This window comes from Chryseobacterium bernardetii, from assembly GCF_003815975.1.
GTDB lineage: Bacteria > Bacteroidota > Bacteroidia > Flavobacteriales > Weeksellaceae > Chryseobacterium > Chryseobacterium bernardetii.
The window spans coordinates 327,073-348,384 of sequence record NZ_CP033932.1 but is presented as its reverse complement, the minus strand read 5'-3'; the positions used below and the strand labels follow the sequence as shown (position 1 = coordinate 348,384).

Below are 21,312 nucleotides of genomic sequence, written 5' to 3'. Positions count from 1 at the left end.
TTATTACAGTTCGTCCTCTTCATCCATTTTTTTTAGCAGACTTTCTTTTAGGCTGTCAAGGAATTTGGTACGATTTATTTTTCGGGTTTTCAGTTCCATAAATGTATGATAAAAATCGCCTAAACTAATATTGAATGTACTTTCAAATGTTTTGGCGATGGTTATAATATCTGCATTGCCAAATGCACCTTGCGAATGCAGTGCGTAAATCACTTCTGTTAAGGCAGTTTTGCTTTCTGTCCAATTTAATGAAGATTTACCAGATGATTTCTTCTTATTGTTGTTATTCAGTTGACCCTCAATATAGACTTGTATCAGGTCGTTGGCAATAATCTTTGCTGCTTTAAAATCGTGAGAAGTAGAAAATCTATGATCGGTTTCAAAATACACCGTATCTAAACTTAATTTTATATTGTATTTCCCGCGAACAAATAGCTTTTCGTCAATAAATGAATTGTTTGTTCGGTAGTATTTATAAAATTCAAGATTGTTATCAAAATATCTTTTGAGCTTTCTCAGTTCTTCGTTGAGATACTTCCTGATTGCCTTTGCTCCATTAGGCTTTTTCATTTCTATTTTATAGATTGCATTGTAGTAAATAAGCCTTGCAACAATGACAGGTTTCTGATATTTGAAAAAGTTAATTTCTTCTTCAATATTTTTAAAACCTCTTTGCAGAACATGGTCCTTTACATCAGACAGACATTGGATGACAAATTGGATTATCGCTTCTATTCTATCTAATGAGCCATCTGCTTCAATTTCCAATTCATTAATTACTTTTTCAAGTCTATTTAATGTTTTATTATACATTTTTTCCATTCAACTAGTTTTAAATCTTGCTGCTTGAAATACTAATAGAAAAGCATAATTCAGTATGCTTAGCAGCTTGTGGTCATAGCTTTTGTTATAAGCGAAACACTCCTAAATTTTAGTGATATAAAGTTTAAAACAATAAGCATAAGTTCTGCTTGCTATGGTTACAGTAAGAAAAAGCGAGGCAAAAATCTTCTGCCTCACTTTCGTTTTGATGTTTTTTAAACCATCCTGTCACTCTATCTCTATTTGTAAGAGATACCTCTTAGAGATTAATAATGTAAATAATTATTTATGCGGAAAGATAATCTTCGGTACTTTTTATCTCCGCATAGAAAAATTCTAATGCCGCTAAAAATGCATGGTGCACGTCATCAGCTTTTACAGTTTTACCGTTGATTTCTAAATCTCTTGATGCACAAGCATCGCCAACAACGGTACATTTGTATCCAAAATCACATGCCGCTCTTGTGGTGGCGTCTATGCACATGTGTGTCATCATCCCTGTAATAACGACTTCGGTTACGTCATTTTCCTTTAAATAGTCTAAAAGCCCTGTTTCTCTGAAGCTGTTTGGATAAAATTTTTGAAAAACATTTTCTCCGGGAAGTGGTTTTACATTTTCGTGGATTTCTGCACCAGATTTTCCTTCTACAAAAACTGGTGATTCCGCTGGATTAGCCGATATGTGCTGAATATGTGCAATGGGTAAATTATTTTTTCTAAAATGTTCCAATACCTTACCCGCGTTTAAACTTGCTTCTATTGGGTTTACTAATTCAAGTGCGCCATTTTCAAAATAATCATTCTGAATGTCGATGATAATCAATGCTTGTTTGCTCATAACTTTAATATTATTTATTGTTTAGCAAAATTAGCACACATCACGATGAGCTAGTCTACCAATTTATTAAGCAATGCTACCATTTTGATAATCGGCTAGAAATTCGGTGGTCGTCATTCCTGTTTGACTTTTAAAAAAACGCATCAAATGATTGGGCTCAGAAATGTTGAGTTTATAGGCAATTTGTGAAACGGTCATTTCAGAATGGATGAGGTAATCTTTGATTTCCACCAGCAATCTTTGCTTCAACAAATGAGTTGCAGTTACATTAAATTGGTCTTTTACACATTTGTTGAGCGTAATACGACTGATGCCCATTAAGTCTGTATAATCGCTGATCCGTTGTTTGTTTTCGATATTTGTTTCAATCAGTTTTTTAAACTGGAAGGCATAATTGGTATCTTGATTTTTTAATGATAATTGATGCTTTTCCGCATACACTCTGTTCAATTTTTGTAAAAGGTAATAGATTAGGGAACGGATGATATGCACACTGTCTATTCTGGTTTTACGTAATTCTGCTTTAATTTCTGATAACAAAACACAATACATATCGATGTTTTCTTTCTCAACCTGCATATTTAAAGGAAATTCTAACTGATAGAAATAAGACAATCGGTAAGTAAACAGTTTGTCGGAGAAAAATTCATTCAGAAAATCCTCTTTAAAAGCCAAAACCGTAAAATCAAAATCTTCCGCATCAAGTTTCCATTGGCGTTTTTGAAAAGGGGAAATAAAAATAATACTGTTATCCTCAACATTTATTTTTTGATAGTTGAGCGTAAGTTGACCACTACCTTTCTTGAAAAAAATGATTTCAAAATAATCTGTATTAAACAATTTATGATTAAGGTATGTCTCTCCAATTTCATCAGAAGGAAGTACATTGAGCAGAAAATCTACCCCGCATTCTGTCTTGTTAAATTTTATTGTTTCCAACTATTCTCTTTTTATTATCAAATATAAACCGAAATCATGCAATTTTATTTTACTATTTCCTATTAATAAACCAGCGTATTGTATCCTTTATCATTCAGTTCAAACATATATATCAAGGCATTTGGAGTGATCATAATTCGTTTGTCAAGTTTTGATTTGTCAACTTTTAGAATATCTAAAGCATACTCGCAAATTACCAATTGTGCACCTGACTTTTCTGCTCTGTCAATCAATTCTATAAGTTCATTATTTTCTACGATTTCTTTAGCCAATATACCAACTATCACAATTTCAAAGGTCAATCCGTTTTCTTTTAGCTCTAGTAATTCTACGGTTTCTACCGTGGTATTAAAATGCTTAACGTCTGAAATCATTACTGCCAATTTCTTTTTAGCGCCTTTGTATTCTACTTTATTTCCAGAAGTTTGGGTTTGCGCATTGCTGTAATTTGAAATGAAAATTAAAGCTATTATTAAAATTAATGTTGATAAAAAATTTGTTTTCATTATAAATATTTTTAGTTTAATTAAAAAATACACACTCTAAAACGAGAAATCATAAGATTGATTTTGAGCGTTCTTGAAAAATAACGGATACCTAGAGCCTATTCTTAGTCTTTTAGAAGTTGATTAATTTCCTCATAGAAAGAATCTTTGCTATAATCTGCCATTCCTGCGTGATGCATTCTTATTTTTCCGGTTTTGTCCAAAATTACGGTTGTTGGGAGTGAACCGCTGAAATATTCATTGGGAATATTTCCGTTTGGAATTAAAAATGGAATAGTAAATTTTTCTTTCTCAAAGTAATGTTTTCCGGCTTGTGGTTCATCATCTAAATTTATCGTGATAAAAACGAGCTCATCATTTCCCTCATATTTTTCGTAAAACTTCTGAATCGACGGAAATTCTGCCCTGCAAGGCGGACACCAAGATGCCCAGAAATTAATAAAAACCACTTTGCCTTTCAGTTCAGAAACATTGATTGATTGTCCGCTTTCATCTTTTACGCTGAAACTTTCAGAGATGGTTGCAATATTTTCATTAGCAGGTTTTTCAACATTTTTCTCCTCAATTTTTGAATTAAGTAAACCTGTTGAAATAATCTGTCTCATCAACCACGCTTTTGCGTCTGGGCTTACCAATAACAAAACGAATATTGCAAATAAAAGCGTGACGCTCCAGTTTTTTTTGAGCCATATTTTGAATTTTTCCATTTTTTTTGCTTTTAAATTATCTGATTAATTTTTGATAACAGTTATCTTTTCTTGCCATTTTACACCGCTGATATCCAACAATTCTAAGGTGTATTTTCCTTCTAAAGTTGTAAAAATAGTTTCCTTAAAATTTAATGATGCTTTTGCACCCAAAGGCAATATCAAACTGTGTTTTCCGGGTTTTACCTTTGCTACATACTCATTTTTAATGTGCGCAGAAGTCAATTGTGAAAGTTGCGTTTGCGTTTGTTCAAAAACCGTATTTCCATTTTCATCCATCAATTTTATACCTATCAAAAACGAGCCATATACATCGGCACCCTCATCTCTGAAAACGATAAAAGACAACGTATCATTCTGAATTTTTGCATTGCTAATACTTACGTGAGGACGAACGGAGAGGTTGTGCAAAGTTCCATAAACGCCACCGTGAAAATATTGATTGGTAAATAATGTCAAACCAAAAATAAAAATCGCACCCACCAAGACCGTTTTGTTCAGTACTTTTTCTGTTAATGGCAACATTCCAGAACCTAGAAATTGAAACCATTTTGTGCTCGCAAATGATTTGTTTTTTCGAATAAAATATTCGTCAAAAGAATATTTTCCGCCACCTGAAAGGAAAATGGTAAACCCAGAAGCAACACCCAAAACGCCAATTTGCCACTCGTCTAAACAGGTCGTTCCGAGCCAGCCGGAACCCAATAAAATTCCTAGTGCCAAACTGAAAACGCCAATGCTCATCAATCTGGTAAAAACGCCGAGTATAAATAAAAGTCCTACAATTCCCTCTATAATTGTGAAGGAAATCATTGCCCACCAAAGACTTTCAGGGTTGGAAACAAGGTGTTCGATAATGGGTTTTATGCCCAAAGCATTGGGTAAAAAGTGATTGAACTTTTCACCGATATATCCTGCCTCATCAGGATTGAGTTTGTTCTCTAAAATTAATCTTCTCCAAAACGCGGAAAAGTAGGTCCAGCCGGCCACCCAGCGCAATGCCGTGGTAAACATTCCGGCATACGAATATGTTTGATTGTTCATTGATTTGAATTAAAATTTGATAAAATAAAATGCATAAAGCTTCAATAAAAAGATATTGAAGTGGCTAAATTTTAATCAAAAAATCAAATCAAATATTGCTCGTGAAGAATATAAATGGGAATCGATGCAGTAAATTCAACATCTGCAAAAGGCGAAAAAATGAAGTATGAAACTTCAGATGAATATTGAATACTTCCAGATTTATAACTAAATTTCTGTACCTCTTTTTTCTTACAAGAAACCGAATTATTGTTGCTTTCTGTCTTTGAAAAACTCGAACAAACGACAGATTTATTGGGCTTTTCTGCCTGTCCCAAATCTGAAACAGGGATATTTAAAACTTCTTTAAGATCTTTTTTCACAGCACAAGGAAGACCCACCATAAAAGTCATCAAAATGACGATAACTTTTGTAAAAAATGGTCTGATGCTGATTTTCATTTTAGATGTTTTGTTTTTTAAACTTTACAAAAGTAATTAATTTGTTTTGAAGGAGGTTTTGATGAGGTTGATTAATATTTAATGTGGCAACTTCCCCGTAAGCAAACCATAAGCCCAAGTACCTGCAATGGCAGTTAATAACGTTATTGCTGATGTTCTATTAAAACTTCTAACACGTATATTCTCATTTGTTTTCGTTAATCAATCTTTCTAGTTCATTTGCAGGAAATACGCCAGATTGTCGCCAGCGGATTTCTCCGTTTTTAAATATGATTAGTGTAGGTATGCCTCGAACCTGATACGCTGCCGCCGCCTGCGGGTTCTTGTCCACATCAATTTTAATGATGCTTGCCTTATTGCCTATACGCTGTTTTAATTCTTCCAGAATGGGCGACATCATTTTGCAGGGGCCGCATCATTCGGCAAAGAAATCTACCAATACAGGTTTGTCGCTGTTAATTATTTCTTGAAACGTCATAGTGCTTTTTGTCTTTTTTAAATATTGATAATAGAAGCCCGCCCATAATCGAACCGTAGAAAGTACTGTTTATTGGAGTGGAAGTAATGGCACAACTGCCGGTATTGCATCCGACAAATTTCCAATAGAAATAGCCTGCGACTGCACCAATAGCCATACCTATTATGGTGGACAAATGTTTCTTACCGTATTTCTTCATAAGTTGTTTCATCTAGTTTTTTAGTACTTCTTGAAATAGGGGTATTGCAGCCTGATACACCACAGCAACCGATATTCATCAAAGGCATCAATGAGAACAGACTTCCCATAGTCACCAGTAACCACTGCTGCTCCATGATTCCCTGCACAATAATAAAAATGCCCAATGCTAATCGTAGCAACCGCATGTAATTCCAATTTCTCAAATATCTATTCATTTTCTTATGTGTTTTGATTAACTGCTTTAATTTACGTTGTGACACGTAACAGCTTTGATGGTCAGGTGAAAAGCGTTATGCGCTAAAATGCTTTTGTACTGCTGTTCTGGTTTTTAAACAGATATCTCCGGTATTTTCGCTACCATGCGAATTCCTAATGCGGATTCCAAAAGTGTAAAGTCCACATATCCGGCTCTTTCGAACAGTTTTTCCCAGCCATGTTTGCTTCCTCCAGAATGTGGTGTGAAGGAACAGACCAACTTTGATCCCGGCAGCAGTACACGTTTGAGCTCGATTAATCCATTCAACGGTTCATTCCAAAAATGCATATTATCCATCGCGATTGCACCATTAAAATAATCATCATCAAAAGGTAGATTTTCTACGGTTCCCTTTATAAGAGTGATTTTTCCTGAAACTATAGAATCTTTGTTACGTTCACTGGCAAGCCGATGCATTAGTTCGGAAGGATCAATTCCTACAATAGTACCTTGCGATACCGTTTTTGCCAAAGTTTCTAAACCTATTCCGGGTCCAAATCCTATTTCAATAACACGATCTTTTTGCCCAAGACCAAGAAATGGGATCGCTTCACGAGCCATCGCATCACCTAAATCTACCATCATCTTGGCTCCCTTTTCGCCCGATTTACCTTCTGGAACAACAAACATTCGGTACATATCTAACATTGTTTTGTTGATTTTTAGAAAGAAGAGTATTTGTGACTTATAAAGTTAATCACACTTACCATCAACCGTACAACTATTTCCTTCTGTAATTTCTAATATAGCTTCAGGATTAGACTTTCTCCATTCGACAAAAGACTTGCTCAAAGTTTCTAAAAAAGCTTCCGCTGGTTGAGCTCCAGAAACTGCATGTTTTCTATCGAAAACAAAAAATGGAACGCCCGTAACTCCTATATTTTGGGCTTCCTGGATATCCTGAGCTATTTCATACTTGTATTTTTCATCCTCTAAATTGGCTTTGATTTCGCTTTCGTCCAAACCAAAATCTTTACCCAATTGAACTAAGGTCTCTGTATCAGCAATATTTTTTCCTTCAATAAAAAATGCTTTGAATAATCGTTCTTCAGCTTCGCTGCCCAGATTTTTCAACTTTGCAAACTGTATCAATTGATGGGCTTTTAGCGAATTGACAACTATTGATTGATCTAAATGATAATCTAGTCCTACCTGCGTTGCCATTTGTGTTACATTGGACAACATTCCCTGGACTTGCTCTACAGCCATTCCTTTTCGTTTTACCAAATAATCGGTATAGCTTTCCGTAGCAACTTCGGGAATTGCAGGATCCAATTGAAAACTTTTCCAGATTACTTCAATGTTCTTCTTATCTGCAAATTGTCCTAAAGCCGTTTCAAAATTTCTTTTTCCGATGTAACAAAACGGACAAATTACATCACTCCAGATTTCTATTTTCATTTAAGGGATTTTTTAATTATTTCAAATAGGTTAGCTCTATAACAAGTTAAACTTTTGGTTATAACTGTTTTTATGATACCAAAGTAGCTTCTAAACTAATTTCAACATTAAGGGCATTACCCACAGGACATATTTCTTTGGCTTTCAATGCAAAATTTTGGAACTGTTCCTCTGTTATATCAGCGATCTTAGCTTGTAAAGTCAAAATTGATTTTGTAATTACATTGTTGTTCAGCGCTAATGAAACGGTTGTTTCAATTTGATTATCAGCAGAAAATCCGTTTTCTGACAGAATGTAACTCAATGTCATTGTATAACAGGCAGCGTGAGCGGAAGCCAGTAATTGTTCCGGATTTGTAAAACTTTCATTGCCTTTAGCAAATGAAGGTTTGAAAGTTGTATTATTTATTGCGGAATCAGTCACATTAAACTGTCCTTTTCCTTCTTTAAAACTTCCTTGCCAAACGGCTTTAATTCTTGTTTCCATAAACTTAACTCTACTAAAATTTTTATAGTACAAAGTTACCGGCTCTTGAAATTTCACACAATGGATATAGAACTCATTGTATAGGACATTTTGCCCAATGCTTATTTTGGTTTGTTATTATCGGTTTTGGTTCTTATAAGTGAACCTTAAAGCTCTTGGCAGTCAAAGCCATTGTCTTTCAATATTTTAATTGTCGGTTGAGCAATTTCGCTGAAGCTATCTATGCGCAAAATATTGTCGCAGTCTTCAAGGTCAAAATTCCATTTTGTAATTTCGAGATGTGTGTCAAGAAGTGGTTTAAGTGTTTCTATTTCTTTCTCATTTGTCACATTCGTTTTAAATACCGAAATCATTTGTCACCTTTTTGTTCGATTACAATTTTTTCAAGATCAGACCAAGCTCCACCATTAAAAACATTTTTATATCCTTTTTCCTTTAAAAGCGTCTCCACTTTTACACTTCTCAAACCATGAGAACAAGTAGTGATGTAGGTTTTATTGGTGTCAAGTTCAATGTATCTTTCCCGAATTGTTCCTAGTGGGATATTTATCGAACCATCAATATGACCTGTTTTATACTCGTATTCGGTTCGAACATCTAAAATTATTGCTCCATTTTCTATCTTTTCGGAAAGTCCGTTGTCAAGTTTTGCAAAGCGATAGGTGCGGTAAGAAATATAGATTAAAAGAATTGCACCCAAAATAATGTATATCGTTTTCATAGTTTGCTTAAAATTTTATGGTCAATGTAAAACGTTCCGAATGGAATAAAACAAGCCAAAATAATTTTCCAGGTCGTGGTTTTAAATTTCCAATTCTGCTCTACAGCTACACTTAAAGTATTGAAGAGGAATAGTAAGAATATAGCTCCGTGAATTGGTCCAAGAATCTTTGAAAAACCTGGATTGTCAAAATAATGTTTCATCGGCGATGCAATAAAAATGAGTACCAGTAAGGAAACTCCTTCAAGAAAACCAATAATGCGTAATCTTCCGATTTTCGTTTTGAATAAATGTATCATACTATCTAAAATAAGGTCTGTTTGCTAATGGTGAAAATGGCCAGGGAATGGCGATGAAAATGATGATGAGGGAAACCGAAAACCAAACCAACATTGTTTTGAATTTTTCTTTGTCGGTTGTTTTTCTTTTTGACAATGCAGAACCAATGGTAATTAAAATAATTGCGGTTAGCATTAAAATCAGGTGAAGTAAGCCAAAAAAAGCAAGGTCTAAATTTGGGATGGCTTCATTGAAATTTTGCCAAAAGTATTTGATTATCGGACTTTGGGTGTACAATATAATCCCAATTAGAAGTTGAATGTGTGCAATTGTAGCTGTCCAATGCCGAACGGCATTATCTGTTTTGGAAAATTGGGCGTTCGAAGAATAACCTCTATATGCCCGGTAGATTGCGTAAACTATACTTGCTAAAACAAGCCAACGCATGATGGAATGGTAAAAGGTAAGTGTTTGAAACATCGTAAATTTTATTTAACGATGCAAAGATATTAAAAACATACTAAGTAGTATGTTTTTATGTAAAATATTTTATCCTAAGCTATTTAGATAAATTTTTAGCTCTTTTAGGTACGAATGGTAACAGTCAGTATTATTATAAACCTTACCAAAATTTCTGATTCCCCAATATCCCGACATAATAAAATAGGCTACCTGCTGCGGATTTACACTATCTCTTACCGTTCCATTTTCTTTGGCGATTTTTATACTATTTTCTATTGTTTGTTGCCATTCTAAAGTAAGTTCAGCCAGAGCTTTTCCAAATTCAATATTCCAGGGAGTCATTTCCTGTGTTAAATTTCCTGCCGGACAACCATACTCTAGCTTTAGAAACGGATTCTCAAGAAGTAATGCTTTCGTCATATCGTAAATTTCCTTGATTGGATTTTTAGCATTTTGCAATGGTTTAATGAAATCATTTTTCATTGTCGGTTTCAAAATTTCATTAATTATTGCCAAACCCATTTCATCTTTGGTCTTGAAATGATAGTAAAATGCACCTTTTGTAACTTTGGTTGTAGCAATAATTTCATCAATACTTGTCGTTTGATAGCCTTTGGTATAAATCAATTCAAATGCTTTTTGAAGAATTGTATTACGTGTTGTGGATGCTTTTGTCATAAAAGATACTAATTAGTATGAAATACGAAGTACGCACAATTTTATTAGTTTGGCAAGCTTTGAAAACAACTATCGAATTTTTTTTGGAGTTTTTTAAGAGCTCACTACCCGGCTCTTGGTAGTCTATGTTTATCTCAGAGTTCTATTTTCCTCTCTCTAATTTTCGTTTGCTGTTTTTCTAAATTCAATTGGAGATTTTCCAGTTTGTATTCTAAAAAAACGCACAAAATAAGATTGGTCTTCATATCCGAGCTGGGCAGCAATTTCCTTTATAGTGAGGTCGGTATTGACAAGCAATTTCTTTGCCTGAAGTATAATCCTGTTTTTGATAATGGTATTAGGTGATGTTCCTTTTTCATCTACAATTTTTCTGTATAAAGTTTTGGGACTGATATAAAGTAGTTCCGCATATTGTGCAACACCATGATATCGATAGTAATTTTCTTCAACCAAATGGCTGAATTTTCGCGTTACCGCATCCTCTATTGTTCCCAATCCTTTTTGTTCAGGCGACCTAGCAAGCCACGCTCTACTTGCTGTGATGATCAACTCCTTCAATTTTGTTCTTGTCATTTCTTCTGTCCAGTAATCATCTTTATTCAATTCCTCCTTTATCTCGTCAGCAATCCTGCTGAACGATCTATTTTCGTTATCAGTTAATGTAATGTACGGTGTTTCAAAAACATTGTTGAACAGAATTCCGTCACAAGTCAGCTCTTTGTCGTGGAAGGCAATACAATAAAACTCGGGATTGAAATAAATCAGTGCCCCTTTACTATTATCCTCAATTTGGAAATGTTGTCCCACACTAAAAAAAAATAAAGTATCCTGTTCTGTTTTATACTCAACAAAATCAGTAATTACGGAACTTCCCGCTTGTGCGTAAAGAACGATGTAGCAGTCGTTTAATTTTCGGCATGGCAGCGAAAAACCATCCGCCGGACTAGTGGTGTCAAAATCTAAATAACCGATTTTCTTGCTTCCAAATGATTTTAAAATTTCCATAAATAGATACTAATATTATTTCGATTGAGATATACAAAAATACTTTATTTGCCACTAATGGCTCGTTCGGTTCATAGATAAAAAAAGGACGGTAAAGCTTTAAAACCAACCGTCCATTTTCAAATTTTAAAAGGATTTACTTTCCCCAAAACTCGTCTTCAGCAGATTGGTCTTCAGAAAACAACCAAACCTGTACAATTTTTTCATCCACCACTTCAAACAGATCCACACCATTCATATCCACTGTTCTTTCTCCAATTTTACCGCTAAAACGTGTTGGAAATGAAACTAAATTCCCGTTAGCCATTAAGGCGCTTGTAGGTTCTATCACCAATGAACCTTGTGTGGCTGCCATCATATCGCCAAGCATTTTGCCAATAGCATCCAGACCTGTTTTGGTTCCAGCAAACTGATGGTTTCCCGGTTGGTGCCATTTGGCGTCTGGACTAAAATGTGAAAAGGCGGTAGGAATGTCTCCTTGCGAAAGGGCTACTGAATAAGCCGTTACTACTTCTATTGCTGTCATAATATTTGGTTTTAAAATTTCTAATTATTAATACTTTTTTTATTTTCCGAAAAATTCATCATCTACTGACTGGTCATCTGAGAATGTCCAAACCTGAATGATTTTTCCATCTTTTACTTCGAAAAGATCAAGACCGCCCAGATCCATAATTTTAGTTTCTGTTTTAGCGGTAAACCATACCGGAACTGCTATCAGATTTCCACTTTCCAACATCGGTCCGTTAGGTCTAACCTGCATATTTCCAGATGTATGGCTCATTATACCTTGAAACATTTGGATAATTTCACTGAGATTATTCTTCAATCCGGCAAACTGATTGTCTCCCGGCTGGCACCACTTGGTGTCCGGAGTAAATGATGAAAGTGCTTTTTCTAATTCACCTTTGCCTAATGCCTCAAAGTATGAAGCAACAACTTCTTTCGCTTTCATATATAGTTTGTTTATTTAATGAAATAATTTTTATTCTCTTTGGCCCATTCCGCTAAAGAAGTCATTTTTACAGGAAGCGTTTCCAGTATTTTGTTCATTTGAGGATTGAATTTTGAAGGATATTCCGATGCGTTTTGAAGCATTTCGTAATAAGCTGCAACGCTGTTTGCTCCTGCTTCACCCACCATTGGTTTTAATATATCGCCAAATTCTTTCGGCTTCTGCGGATAATAAACGATTTCTTCGCCTGTACCTTTAGAAAACGCTGCAGCCAAATCATTGCCTTTTAAATTTTCTAACCCGCTGATCTTAAAACTATCTGCTTTTAAATTTTCATTATAAATAGCTTCAACCACAAAAGCACTCACATCTCTGGAAGCTATCCAACCGATGGGCATTGCCTCTGGCGTAGGATAAGCTAATTTTTTCTCATTTGTTATGAAAGGGGCACAAAATGGTCCCATCATATTTTCCATATAAATAGTTGGTTCGATGATTACATAATCCACACCGCTATTTTTTAAATAATCCAGAACATCCAATTTCACATCATCTACCGGAGAACCTATTTTTTGAGTTTCTAACCAGCCACTTGTATTCCAAACAATTTTTTTTACGCCATTTGCTTTTGCTGCGTCAATTACATTTTTGGAATATTGAAAACCATCAGAAGGATTGGGAAGCGATACAGGTATCATAAAGGCAATTGCATCCACACCGTTGGTAATTTCGTTAATTTTATCAGCATCAGCTAAGTTTGCCAAAACCGGCGTTGCTCCCGCATGTGCCAACTTTTCAAAACTATTTTCTGAGCTTGTCGCAGCAATTACTTCTGCACCTTTTTTCTTTGCTTCGCCTATCACGTTGAATTGTTGTGAGCCTGTAGCTCCAAATACTAAAATTCTCATTTTTCTATTTTTATGATTAATTATTAAAATGTGTATGATTGTCCATCTTCAGGAACGTTCACTTTATCGGTTATTCTTTTTTCAGAAAGAAATTCTTTTAATTCTTTTCGTGTAAGCGTATTGTGGTTCACACCTTCCATGTGACTTACAACAATTGTGGCATTCGGAATCGCCTTATGGACTTCGTTAATGTCATTTTTATTCATAATTACCTGTCCACCAAAAGCAAATTGGTTGTCGCCACCATTTAATACAATTATTTCTGGTTGGTGTTTATCAAGGGCTTCCTGGACGCCTTCGTACCAAACGGTATCGGCTGCTATGTACAGGGTTTTTTCTGTTGGGTGCTGTAGTACCAGGCCGCAAACACATCCTGCAATTTTCAAAATATAGCCCTTCCCGTGTTGGGCTTTTGTTCTGCTCAGCCTTATATCTCCAAATAAAGAATGTTCACCAAGAACTTCTACATTAGAAAAACCTGATTTTTCTATTTTCAATTTATCGGTATGATCCTGGACAAATATTTTAATTCCTTTGGGCAAAATACGAACAGCTTCTTTATCCCAATGGTCTGGATGCAGGTGACTCACAAACACAAAGTCTACATCTTTGATGATTTCTTCTTTAGGAAAAGGTAAATCGTTTAAAGGGTTCTTTTTGAAAGTCCAATTTTTAGCCGGAATAAACGCAGGCAATGTTCCTTTACTAGATAACATTGGGTCAATTAAGATTTTCTTTCCTGCATATTCGACAATTAGCGTGGCATTTCGTATTTGTTGAATTTTCATTTATTCTATTTTTAAACTTGTACAAAGTTAAACTATTACTTACCTTTGTACAAGTACTTACAATGTAGTTAGGTACTTACCAAACGGTTAGAATTATTGAATATCAATGGAAAAAAACTTAAAAATAAATCCGGCCTGCGATGACAGATGTCCGGTAAGAGCCTCTTTAACTTTGTTAAGCGGTAAATGGACATTAATGATATTGTTCCAAATTAACGAAAATACGGTGCGATATGGCGAGTTGAAAAGAGCGGTTGTAGGCATCAGTGAAAAAATGCTGATACAAGAATTGAATATGCTTGTAGAACATAAGCTCGTCACCAAAAAAGTCTATCCCCAAATTCCTCCTAAAGTGGAATATCAGTTGACAGAATTGGGATTGAAAACTTTACCAATCGTAGATAAGCTGGCTGAGTTCGGGCTGGAAAATTTAGTTTAACAATGCGTTAAAACTAACGTTGTCGTTCAAGTAAATTATTCCGAATTCGCACGAAAGGAATCTTCTAATAATCATTATTTTCTTTTAGAAGTTCAATAATAGCGTGTCGAATTGTATTTTTCTACCCGCACAACGGGTATTAATATTTTGGAAAATTATGATATTACATTGAATACTGTTTCCTAATTTTAGAATACTAATCACTGTTAACTACAGGATTTTCTTCCTGTCAAATGTTTAGACGAATTTTATCATGTAACAAAATGGATTGTACATTACCCAACTATAGTATAAATTTCAGGGATGAATTTTCATTGATTACAGGTGAAGAATTGGAGCAATTTATGAAGTTAAATTCAGATGCTCATACCCATAATTTTTATATCTTGAGCTTTTTGTATGAGGGTTATGTGAGTCATCTTTCTGACTTTGAAAATAAAGATCTCTCAGGCCCAGCTGTATTAATGTTAGATGTTGATCAGGTACACACGCATCCTGACATGAGCAATTGCAAAATAGTATCAATCGCATTCTCTAGTCATTTTATTGCCGATCAGACTAATCAATTTCTTCAAAAAGTAAGTCTGTTGTTCTCACGGCCGTTCATTCAAATTTCTTTTGAAAAACTTCAAGAATTGGATAATATCATCAAAATTATTTCGACAGAAGTTGATAAAGAAGATGCCGATGAAGAATTGATTAAAGCCCTATTGAATGTTTTGATCGTCCAATGTTACGGAATTTCGGTAAAGTATCCAGTTAAAGATCACAATGTCCAAAGCATCTACGATAGTTTCAAAGCCCTGCTAAAACAAAATTACCATAAACAACATCAGGTAAAATTCTATGCAGATCAGCTTAATGTTACTACGCGTACATTAAATCAAAGTGTCCGTAAATCAACCCTTAAAACACCTAAGCAACTAATTGATGCGCATTTATTACTAGAGGCAAAAAGACTCCTGTACTGGTCAAAAGTTCCTGCAAAGGAAGTCGCATGGGAGTTGGGATTTGAAACGGATAGTTATTTTAATCGCTTTTTTAAGAAATATACTGGTGAAACTCCGAAGGAATTCCACAGAAAACAGTTTCACGGTAAAATAGAATAACTGCTGACAAGTTATAGTTGTCAACAGTTACTTCATTTGTTATTTCGGTATTATTTTTTAGGTAAAAACTCCATAGTATTATAACGATCATAAACCATTCCGAGTGCGATATCGTCAGCAATTTCTTTACCGTTTATCAATTCAATAGCTTGAAGTGCTACATCCATACCAGAAGTGACACCCGCGCCAGTTAAAAACTTGCCATCCACTACAAATCGAGTTTTTTCCTGCACTTTTATTTTAGGGTGCGATCTCAGTTCATCAATTGACCAGTGATGCGTAGTTGCTGAGCGTCCATCAAGCAGACCTGTATTTGCTAATATAAGGCCACCAGTACACACAGACATTGTCATCTGGGTTTTTTCATTCTGTGATACAATCCAATTCATCATTTTTTTATCTGAAGAAATCGTTTTGACAATCTCAGGAGATGTTCCAGGAATGACCAATATATCTGATTGTGGAGCATCGTATATGCTATATTTAGAAACTAGATTTACTGTCCCACCGTCCATGATTATATTTTTATTGGCCGTTGCCGATACGGTGTAAATATTATAGTTGCCATTCCAGTTATTCGCCTTTACAAAAACATCAATAGGTCCACCCGTATCGACAATCTCTACACCATCATAAACTAAAACTCCGATATTGATCTTGCGATCAGTAGGAAAATTGAACTTGTTTTTTGCGCTTTCCTGTGCATTACTATTTAATGAGCACACTAAAAGAGGAAGAGTCAGTAAAGAAAATTTTATGAATTTCATTTGAAAATAAATTATGTTAAAATTATGCGTTATAGGTGCTATATCTTATGCCGGCTAAGCTATCTTTACACCAATACAAATGTAGTTATGGGTATATCAATAAAAATTACACTTTTGAGCGCTTTAATTACACTTTAAGGTTCCGTTTAGTCAAAACATTTTATTTTGACAATTCAAATAATCAATAACATAGCAAGACATGGTTTTATCTCAATTTTATTTTCAGAATAAGGATATACGCGCTACAGGATAACCGGTTGCTTAACACTCTTTCGTGTTCATCCTGTTCAATATTGGATTAAAGCAGGGGAACGCTCTATAAGTGTAAATTCCAGATTAACTGTATTTAGAATAATGTCTTTAAATTAGTTACCCCTGTACCAAATGCCGTAAGTTTGGGTCATTCTTGATACGCTCCAATTCCGATGCTATAATCTGTACAATATCTTGTTTTATTTGGCGGTAGTTGCTTTCAATATCCTGCTTCATTTTATCTTCTCCGTGTTCATCTACAAAAGATAAAATTTCCGGTATCTTCTGATATACTTTAGTTTCTGCGGCAACTTTTTCATTGTCCACAACAATTTCAGCGTGAAATATTTTTTGCTCAATACGTTCGTCAAAGTTATCCGATACAGAACCGACAAACATACCTTGTGTAAGCGTTGAAATTTTAGAAGCCGGAATAAGGCTGTCTAACTGTGTGGAGATAGAGGTAGATTTATCATTCCTGTTAATCGTCATACTTTGGCGTTTCTGCAATACTTTCCCGAAACGTTCCGAAAGGCTTTTTGCCGTTTCGCCAACGACCTGCCCAGAGAAAATATTACCAACGGTATTCTGAATTACCTTACTTTCCTTGTCGCCATAATCCCTTGTTAATTGCGAAAAATCCTGAAAACCCAAACAAACTGCCACCTTGTTACTTCTCGCAGTTGCGATAAGGTTGTCCAGTCCTCTAAAATAAATTGTCGGTAGCTCATCTATAATTACTGAACTCTTTAATTGCCCTTTTTTGTTGATGAGCTTTACAATCCTTGAATTGTACAATCCCAAAGCTGCGGAGTAGATATTTTGACGGTCGGGATTATTCCCAACGCACAAAATTTTAGGCTCTTTGGGGTTATTGATGTCGAGCGTAAAGTCATCACCAGTCATAACCCAATACAACTGCGGGCTAATCATTCTTGACAAAGGAATTTTTGCCGATGCAATCTGTCCCTGCAATTGGTCTTGTGCGCCACCTTGCCAAGCATCCATAAACGGAGAAAGATAGTTTTCCAAATCGGGATATGAGGTCAGAATGGTAAATACGTCCGAATACTTTTTATTCAGCAATTCAATGGCGTGAGGGAATGTACAATATTTACCGTCCTCATAGATTTTCAGATACCAAATAATGGCAGCCAATAGGATAATTGGGCTTTCCACGAAAAAATCACCTTGCTTCTGTATCCAGCTACGGTTGAGGTTCAGCATTATGGTGTAAGCCGCTTCGTAAGCATCGGAAATGTCCGTCATAAAATCGGGATTGAGTGGATTGCAACGGTGGCTCTTGCGTGGATCATCGAAATTTATCACGTAAAATTTGGGTTGAACTTCGTACTTATCCCGATGCTTCAGTAAGTGATTATAGGCAATGGTAGAAAGGTCGTCAAATTTGAAATCGTAGATGTACATTGAGAAACCTTTTTCAATCTGCTGCTTGATGTAATTATTAACGATTGCATACGATTTTCCTGAACCAGGAGTGCCGAGAACGATTGATGCCCTGAAAGGATTGACAATGTTGATCCAACCGTTATTCCATTTGCCTTTGTAATAAAACTTCGTGGGAAGATTGACGGAATACTCGTTTTCCATCAGCTTGGTTTCCTGCTGGAAACTCTCGTTCTCATTATTGAAAACATCATCCATCAGGTTGGTACGGAGCAATCTGCTCATCCATACGCCAGCCATCAGCAAGGCGATATAACCTAACGAGATAGTAAGAATATACAGAAATGTGCCTATTACCGGTGATAGCTTTAACAACGGTGTGTTCAGAAAGAACAGGACAAAGCCAACGCCCAAAACCACGTAAATTTTAGACCAGGTTATCTTCTCATTCTTTACGCCTTTCGTTCCCAAACAACTCAAAGCAAGCAAAACCAAAGCAAACGCTTTGGTATAAAAAGTATGTGAAAATAAACCCGCCGTTCTGTTGAAATTTCCTAAAATTCTGTTGATTACTTCCAACGTCCATCCACGTTCTACAAAGAAACCGTAGCAAAACCAATAAAGGTGCATCAGCAACAATAGAATACTGACGGCGCGCATAAATGCCATTATTTTGGCAAGCCCTCTTAAATCGTCTTCTCCCTGCATTATTTAAATTTTAATGTTCGGGCGTGAATTTAAAGACTTTACACAGCGGCTATAAGAATATGGCACTCAATGGCGGTGCGTGGCTTTATTTGTCTTATTCGACTTTTTTTACTAGCTAGAAATTATGTATATGAGTATATTATTAAAATGACACAATCGGAATGGTTTTAGTTAGAATACTAAATAGAAATTAGTAAAATCACTAACATATTTTTTTCTTTCAAGTATTTAAATAAAAGATTTTTTAAAAATACAGTGTCTGTTTTTAAGACTAAAACTCATATTGTTGTCCATCATCAGGAACCATTACCTTACCAGAGATGCTCTCATCTAGAAGAAACTGCTTCAATTCTTTTCGTGATAAGGTATTATGGTTTACACCCTCCATATGGCTTACCACTAAAGTTGCATTTGGAGCAGTCTCATGGACCTTTTTAATCTCTTCCTTGCCCATAATCAGCTGACCGCCTCCAACGAACTGGTTGTCACCGCCATTAACGACAACAATATCGGGTTTGTGTTTATTTAATTCTTGATGTACCCCTTCATACCAAACTGAATCTGTAATAAAGTACAATGTTTTTTCTGAGACATGCTTCATAACAAATCCATGAACATTTCCTGCTAATTTTAATGTTTCGCCAAATCCGTGCTGAGCCTGAGTCTGAAATAATTGAATCCCATCAATTTCTGTCCCATCAGTTAGTACTTCGACATTTGTAAAACCGGAAGACTCCACTTCTTTTTTATCAGCATCATCCTGAACATAAATTTTTACATGCTTGGGCAGAAATTTCTTTGCCGCATCATCGTAATGGTCATAATGCAGGTGGCTTAAAAAAATTGCATCAAGATCTTTTACCAGTTCATCTATTGATACTGGAAGTTCAACTAGCGGATTATTACGCTCATCGCCACTTGCCGGATTCGGAAATGCAGGTAATGTACCTTTATCCGCCAACATTGGATCAATTAAAAATTTTTTACCTCCATAATTAACAACCATAGTTGCATTCCTGATTTGTTGTAGTTTCATGTCCTTTTATTTTATGTGTTATTATTAAATGTTTTCTATTTAAGTGAGTATAACCCGATCGTATTATTTTCACTATCTCTCAAGAGGGCTGAAAAACCAAAATGCGGAAGTTGCGTTTTAGGAGCTACGATCTCCACACCCTTTTCGCGGGCTCTGGCTTCCTGGACAGCACAGTCATCACAGCTGAAATAGATAATGGTTCCATTTGGTGAGGGTTTATTGAACTTCATCTTTACCAATGCACCCCCCGCTCCAGATAAGTGATCTTCCCATTCAAACATCTGCATTTGACTGTCGCCTTTTGAAAGGTCGATGAAGTTTACATCATCGAAAACATACAGGTAAAAATCCATTGCCCTCTGCATATCTTCTACATAAATCTCAAACCAGCCGCCAATATTTCTTTTTGTTTTCATTATACCGTTTATAAAATATAAGGTTCTGTCTCTTTCTTAGCTGATAAATCTTTTAAGATCTCTATTTCCTAAAACTGGTATCAAATAACAAACTTGAAGAATCTTATAGTGAAGTGAAAAAACTATTTTTCAAAATCCCCAATGAGAATAACAGGCTTTATCGTCTTGCCACTTTCGGAATCTGAAATAGCCTGGTTAATATCCTGAAAACTATATTTTTTTATCAATTTATCAAAGGGAAATTGTCCAAGAAGATACATATTGACCATCTGTGGAATAAATTCTGAAGGGACACTGTCGCCCTCTACTATTCCTTTAAGTTTTATACCTCTTGATACAAAAGAATTCATTTCTATTTCAAGCGGTTTTGTTGCCACTCCTAAAATGCCTATTTCACCAAAAGGTTTTAAGGAAGACAATATAGTATTAATAACCTCATTACGTCCAGTAGTATCAAGTCCGTAATCGAATCCTTTAGGTAAAATTTTTCTTAATTCTTCTTCGACATCCTGATCTTTACTATTGATAACATGTGTAGCCCCTAATTCTTTTGCAAAATCCAATCTTTCACTATTGATGTCCACTGCAACGATTGTTCCTGCCGAAGAGGCAACTGCAGCCAATAATGCGGATAATCCGACTGCGCCAGCGCCAGTGATAACAATTGACTTACCAGGCTTAACTTTAAGAGAATTGATGACAGCTCCGGCTCCGGTCTGAACTCCGCATCCCAAAGGACCTAAGATTTCCAACGGCGCATCTTTACTAACCTTTATGGTATTGCTTTTGTGCGATATGGAGTAAGTCGCAAAAGACGACTGCGAGAAAAAATTGTCATGTATTTCTTCGTCTTTCAAATGACTAGAGTGGCTGTGTGTTCCATCTAAACGGCAACCGGAAAAATTCATTCCCATCAGATTTTCACAATATGCAGGATTACCTTTTTTACAGTTCTCACATTCTCCACATGACCCGAAGGTAAGTACAACATGATCTCCTGGCTGCAGATTTTTTACATTTTCTCCTACTTTCTCCACAATTCCTGCACCCTCGTGGCCCAAGATAAAAGGGAAACCAGTTGGTCCCATCTGCTGGTCTCTTACAGCCATATCTGTATGACATGTTCCTGTAGCTATGATTTTCACCAATACTTCGTCAGCACGTGGCTCACCGATCATGACTTTTTCTAATCCGAATTTCCCACCTTTTTCTCTGATAAGAGCTGCTGTTATTTCCATTTTATCTAAAATTTAAGTTTAACAA

29 protein-coding genes and 1 pseudogene are annotated in these 21,312 nt (G+C 35.6%); 2 read left to right on the top strand and 28 right to left on the bottom strand.

Annotated elements, in window-relative coordinates:
* Positions 1-3 precede the first annotated feature (3 nt).
* From EG339_RS01670 to EG339_RS01560, 23 genes and pseudogenes are all read right to left on the bottom strand, one after another.
* The gene (locus EG339_RS01670) at positions 4-822 is read right to left on the bottom strand and encodes an RteC domain-containing protein (RefSeq protein WP_123868578.1); all 819 of its coding nucleotides are present in this window, start codon (positions 820-822) and stop codon (positions 4-6) included.
* A gap of 286 nt (positions 823-1,108) precedes the next feature.
* Positions 1,109-1,660: a cysteine hydrolase family protein gene (locus tag EG339_RS01665; RefSeq protein WP_123868577.1), complete on the bottom strand. Its 552-nt coding sequence runs from the start codon at positions 1,658-1,660 to the stop codon at positions 1,109-1,111.
* Between the two features lie 66 nt (positions 1,661-1,726).
* Positions 1,727-2,599, bottom strand: a complete 873-nt coding sequence (locus tag EG339_RS01660) for an AraC family transcriptional regulator (protein ID WP_123868576.1) — start codon at positions 2,597-2,599, stop codon at positions 1,727-1,729.
* Positions 2,600-2,661: 62 nt separating this feature from the next.
* Complete coding sequence (locus tag EG339_RS01655; protein ID WP_123868575.1) at positions 2,662-3,105, bottom strand: hypothetical protein; 444 nt, start codon at positions 3,103-3,105, stop codon at positions 2,662-2,664.
* A gap of 104 nt (positions 3,106-3,209) precedes the next feature.
* Complete coding sequence (locus EG339_RS01650; RefSeq protein WP_123868574.1) at positions 3,210-3,812, bottom strand: TlpA family protein disulfide reductase; 603 nt, start codon at positions 3,810-3,812, stop codon at positions 3,210-3,212.
* Between the two features lie 24 nt (positions 3,813-3,836).
* Positions 3,837-4,856, bottom strand: coding sequence for a TQO small subunit DoxD (locus tag EG339_RS01645; RefSeq protein WP_123868573.1), 1,020 nt, complete (start codon positions 4,854-4,856; stop codon positions 3,837-3,839).
* Positions 4,857-4,939: 83 nt separating this feature from the next.
* Entirely contained in the window at positions 4,940-5,296 is a 357-nt protein-coding gene (locus EG339_RS01640) for a hypothetical protein (protein ID WP_123868572.1), read from the bottom strand.
* 184 nt (positions 5,297-5,480) lie between these two features.
* A pseudogene (gene trxA / locus EG339_RS01635) lies at positions 5,481-5,774 on the bottom strand (thioredoxin).
* Positions 5,752-5,973: a DUF6132 family protein gene (locus EG339_RS01630; RefSeq protein WP_123868571.1), complete on the bottom strand. Its 222-nt coding sequence runs from the start codon at positions 5,971-5,973 to the stop codon at positions 5,752-5,754. Before EG339_RS01630 ends, trxA begins: the two are co-directional and overlap by 23 nt.
* Positions 5,957-6,160, bottom strand: a complete 204-nt coding sequence (locus EG339_RS01625) for a hypothetical protein (protein ID WP_228459685.1) — start codon at positions 6,158-6,160, stop codon at positions 5,957-5,959. Before EG339_RS01625 ends, EG339_RS01630 begins: the two co-directional genes overlap by 17 nt.
* A 143-nt stretch (positions 6,161-6,303) precedes the next feature.
* On the bottom strand, positions 6,304-6,879 hold the full coding sequence (locus EG339_RS01620; RefSeq protein WP_123868569.1) for a class I SAM-dependent methyltransferase: 576 nt from the start codon (positions 6,877-6,879) through the stop codon (positions 6,304-6,306).
* 45 nt (positions 6,880-6,924) lie between these two features.
* Positions 6,925-7,632, bottom strand: coding sequence for a DsbA family oxidoreductase (locus EG339_RS01615; protein WP_123868568.1), 708 nt, complete (start codon positions 7,630-7,632; stop codon positions 6,925-6,927).
* A 70-nt stretch (positions 7,633-7,702) separates the two neighbouring features.
* On the bottom strand, positions 7,703-8,119 hold the full coding sequence (locus EG339_RS01610; RefSeq protein WP_123868567.1) for an OsmC family peroxiredoxin: 417 nt from the start codon (positions 8,117-8,119) through the stop codon (positions 7,703-7,705).
* A 146-nt stretch (positions 8,120-8,265) separates the two neighbouring features.
* A complete protein-coding gene (locus EG339_RS01605) occupies positions 8,266-8,472 on the bottom strand; it encodes a hypothetical protein (protein ID WP_123868566.1) in 207 nt (68 codons plus the stop codon).
* Positions 8,469-8,840 carry a rhodanese-like domain-containing protein gene (locus tag EG339_RS01600; RefSeq protein ID WP_123868565.1) on the bottom strand — a complete coding sequence of 124 codons (372 nt, stop codon included), beginning with the start codon at positions 8,838-8,840 and terminating at the stop codon, positions 8,469-8,471. The genes EG339_RS01605 and EG339_RS01600 overlap by 4 nt, the downstream gene beginning before the upstream one ends.
* Positions 8,837-9,139, bottom strand: a complete 303-nt coding sequence (locus EG339_RS01595) for a DUF3817 domain-containing protein (protein WP_123868564.1) — start codon at positions 9,137-9,139, stop codon at positions 8,837-8,839. Before EG339_RS01595 ends, EG339_RS01600 begins: the two co-directional genes overlap by 4 nt.
* Before the next feature lies 1 nt (position 9,140).
* Positions 9,141-9,599, bottom strand: coding sequence for a hypothetical protein (locus EG339_RS01590; protein ID WP_123868563.1), 459 nt, complete (start codon positions 9,597-9,599; stop codon positions 9,141-9,143).
* Between the two features lie 69 nt (positions 9,600-9,668).
* Positions 9,669-10,259, bottom strand: coding sequence for a TetR/AcrR family transcriptional regulator (locus tag EG339_RS01585; protein ID WP_123868562.1), 591 nt, complete (start codon positions 10,257-10,259; stop codon positions 9,669-9,671).
* Positions 10,260-10,415: 156 nt separating this feature from the next.
* A complete protein-coding gene (locus EG339_RS01580) occupies positions 10,416-11,264 on the bottom strand; it encodes an AraC family transcriptional regulator (RefSeq protein WP_123868561.1) in 849 nt (282 codons plus the stop codon).
* 136 nt (positions 11,265-11,400) lie between these two features.
* A complete protein-coding gene (locus tag EG339_RS01575; protein WP_123868560.1) occupies positions 11,401-11,790 on the bottom strand; it encodes a nuclear transport factor 2 family protein in 390 nt (129 codons plus the stop codon).
* 39 nt (positions 11,791-11,829) lie between these two features.
* Positions 11,830-12,219 carry a nuclear transport factor 2 family protein gene (locus EG339_RS01570; protein WP_123868559.1) on the bottom strand — a complete coding sequence of 130 codons (390 nt, stop codon included), beginning with the start codon at positions 12,217-12,219 and terminating at the stop codon, positions 11,830-11,832.
* Between the two features lie 11 nt (positions 12,220-12,230).
* A complete protein-coding gene (locus tag EG339_RS01565) occupies positions 12,231-13,127 on the bottom strand; it encodes an SDR family oxidoreductase (RefSeq protein ID WP_123868558.1) in 897 nt (298 codons plus the stop codon).
* A 23-nt stretch (positions 13,128-13,150) separates the two neighbouring features.
* The gene (locus tag EG339_RS01560) at positions 13,151-13,915 is read right to left on the bottom strand and encodes an MBL fold metallo-hydrolase (protein WP_123868557.1); all 765 of its coding nucleotides are present in this window, start codon (positions 13,913-13,915) and stop codon (positions 13,151-13,153) included.
* A 106-nt stretch (positions 13,916-14,021) separates the two neighbouring features.
* Here EG339_RS01560 and EG339_RS01555 point away from each other — a divergent pair, with 106 nt between their 5' ends.
* Positions 14,022-14,354 carry a winged helix-turn-helix transcriptional regulator gene (locus EG339_RS01555; protein WP_123868556.1) on the top strand — a complete coding sequence of 111 codons (333 nt, stop codon included), beginning with the start codon at positions 14,022-14,024 and terminating at the stop codon, positions 14,352-14,354.
* A 263-nt stretch (positions 14,355-14,617) separates the two neighbouring features.
* Positions 14,618-15,463, top strand: a complete 846-nt coding sequence (locus EG339_RS01550; protein ID WP_164466397.1) for a helix-turn-helix domain-containing protein — start codon at positions 14,618-14,620, stop codon at positions 15,461-15,463.
* Positions 15,464-15,513: 50 nt separating this feature from the next.
* Here EG339_RS01550 and EG339_RS01545 read toward each other — a convergent pair whose 3' ends face one another.
* From EG339_RS01545 to EG339_RS01525, 5 genes are all read right to left on the bottom strand, one after another.
* Complete coding sequence (locus tag EG339_RS01545; protein WP_123868554.1) at positions 15,514-16,230, bottom strand: DJ-1/PfpI family protein; 717 nt, start codon at positions 16,228-16,230, stop codon at positions 15,514-15,516.
* Between the two features lie 369 nt (positions 16,231-16,599).
* Positions 16,600-18,597 carry a conjugal transfer protein MobC gene (gene mobC / locus EG339_RS01540; RefSeq protein ID WP_123868553.1) on the bottom strand — a complete coding sequence of 666 codons (1,998 nt, stop codon included), beginning with the start codon at positions 18,595-18,597 and terminating at the stop codon, positions 16,600-16,602.
* Between the two features lie 271 nt (positions 18,598-18,868).
* On the bottom strand, positions 18,869-19,633 hold the full coding sequence (locus EG339_RS01535; RefSeq protein ID WP_123868552.1) for an MBL fold metallo-hydrolase: 765 nt from the start codon (positions 19,631-19,633) through the stop codon (positions 18,869-18,871).
* A 35-nt stretch (positions 19,634-19,668) separates the two neighbouring features.
* A complete protein-coding gene (locus EG339_RS01530; RefSeq protein WP_123868551.1) occupies positions 19,669-20,049 on the bottom strand; it encodes a VOC family protein in 381 nt (126 codons plus the stop codon).
* 122 nt (positions 20,050-20,171) lie between these two features.
* The gene (locus tag EG339_RS01525; RefSeq protein WP_123868550.1) at positions 20,172-21,287 is read right to left on the bottom strand and encodes an NAD(P)-dependent alcohol dehydrogenase; all 1,116 of its coding nucleotides are present in this window, start codon (positions 21,285-21,287) and stop codon (positions 20,172-20,174) included.
* Positions 21,288-21,312 lie beyond the last annotated feature (25 nt).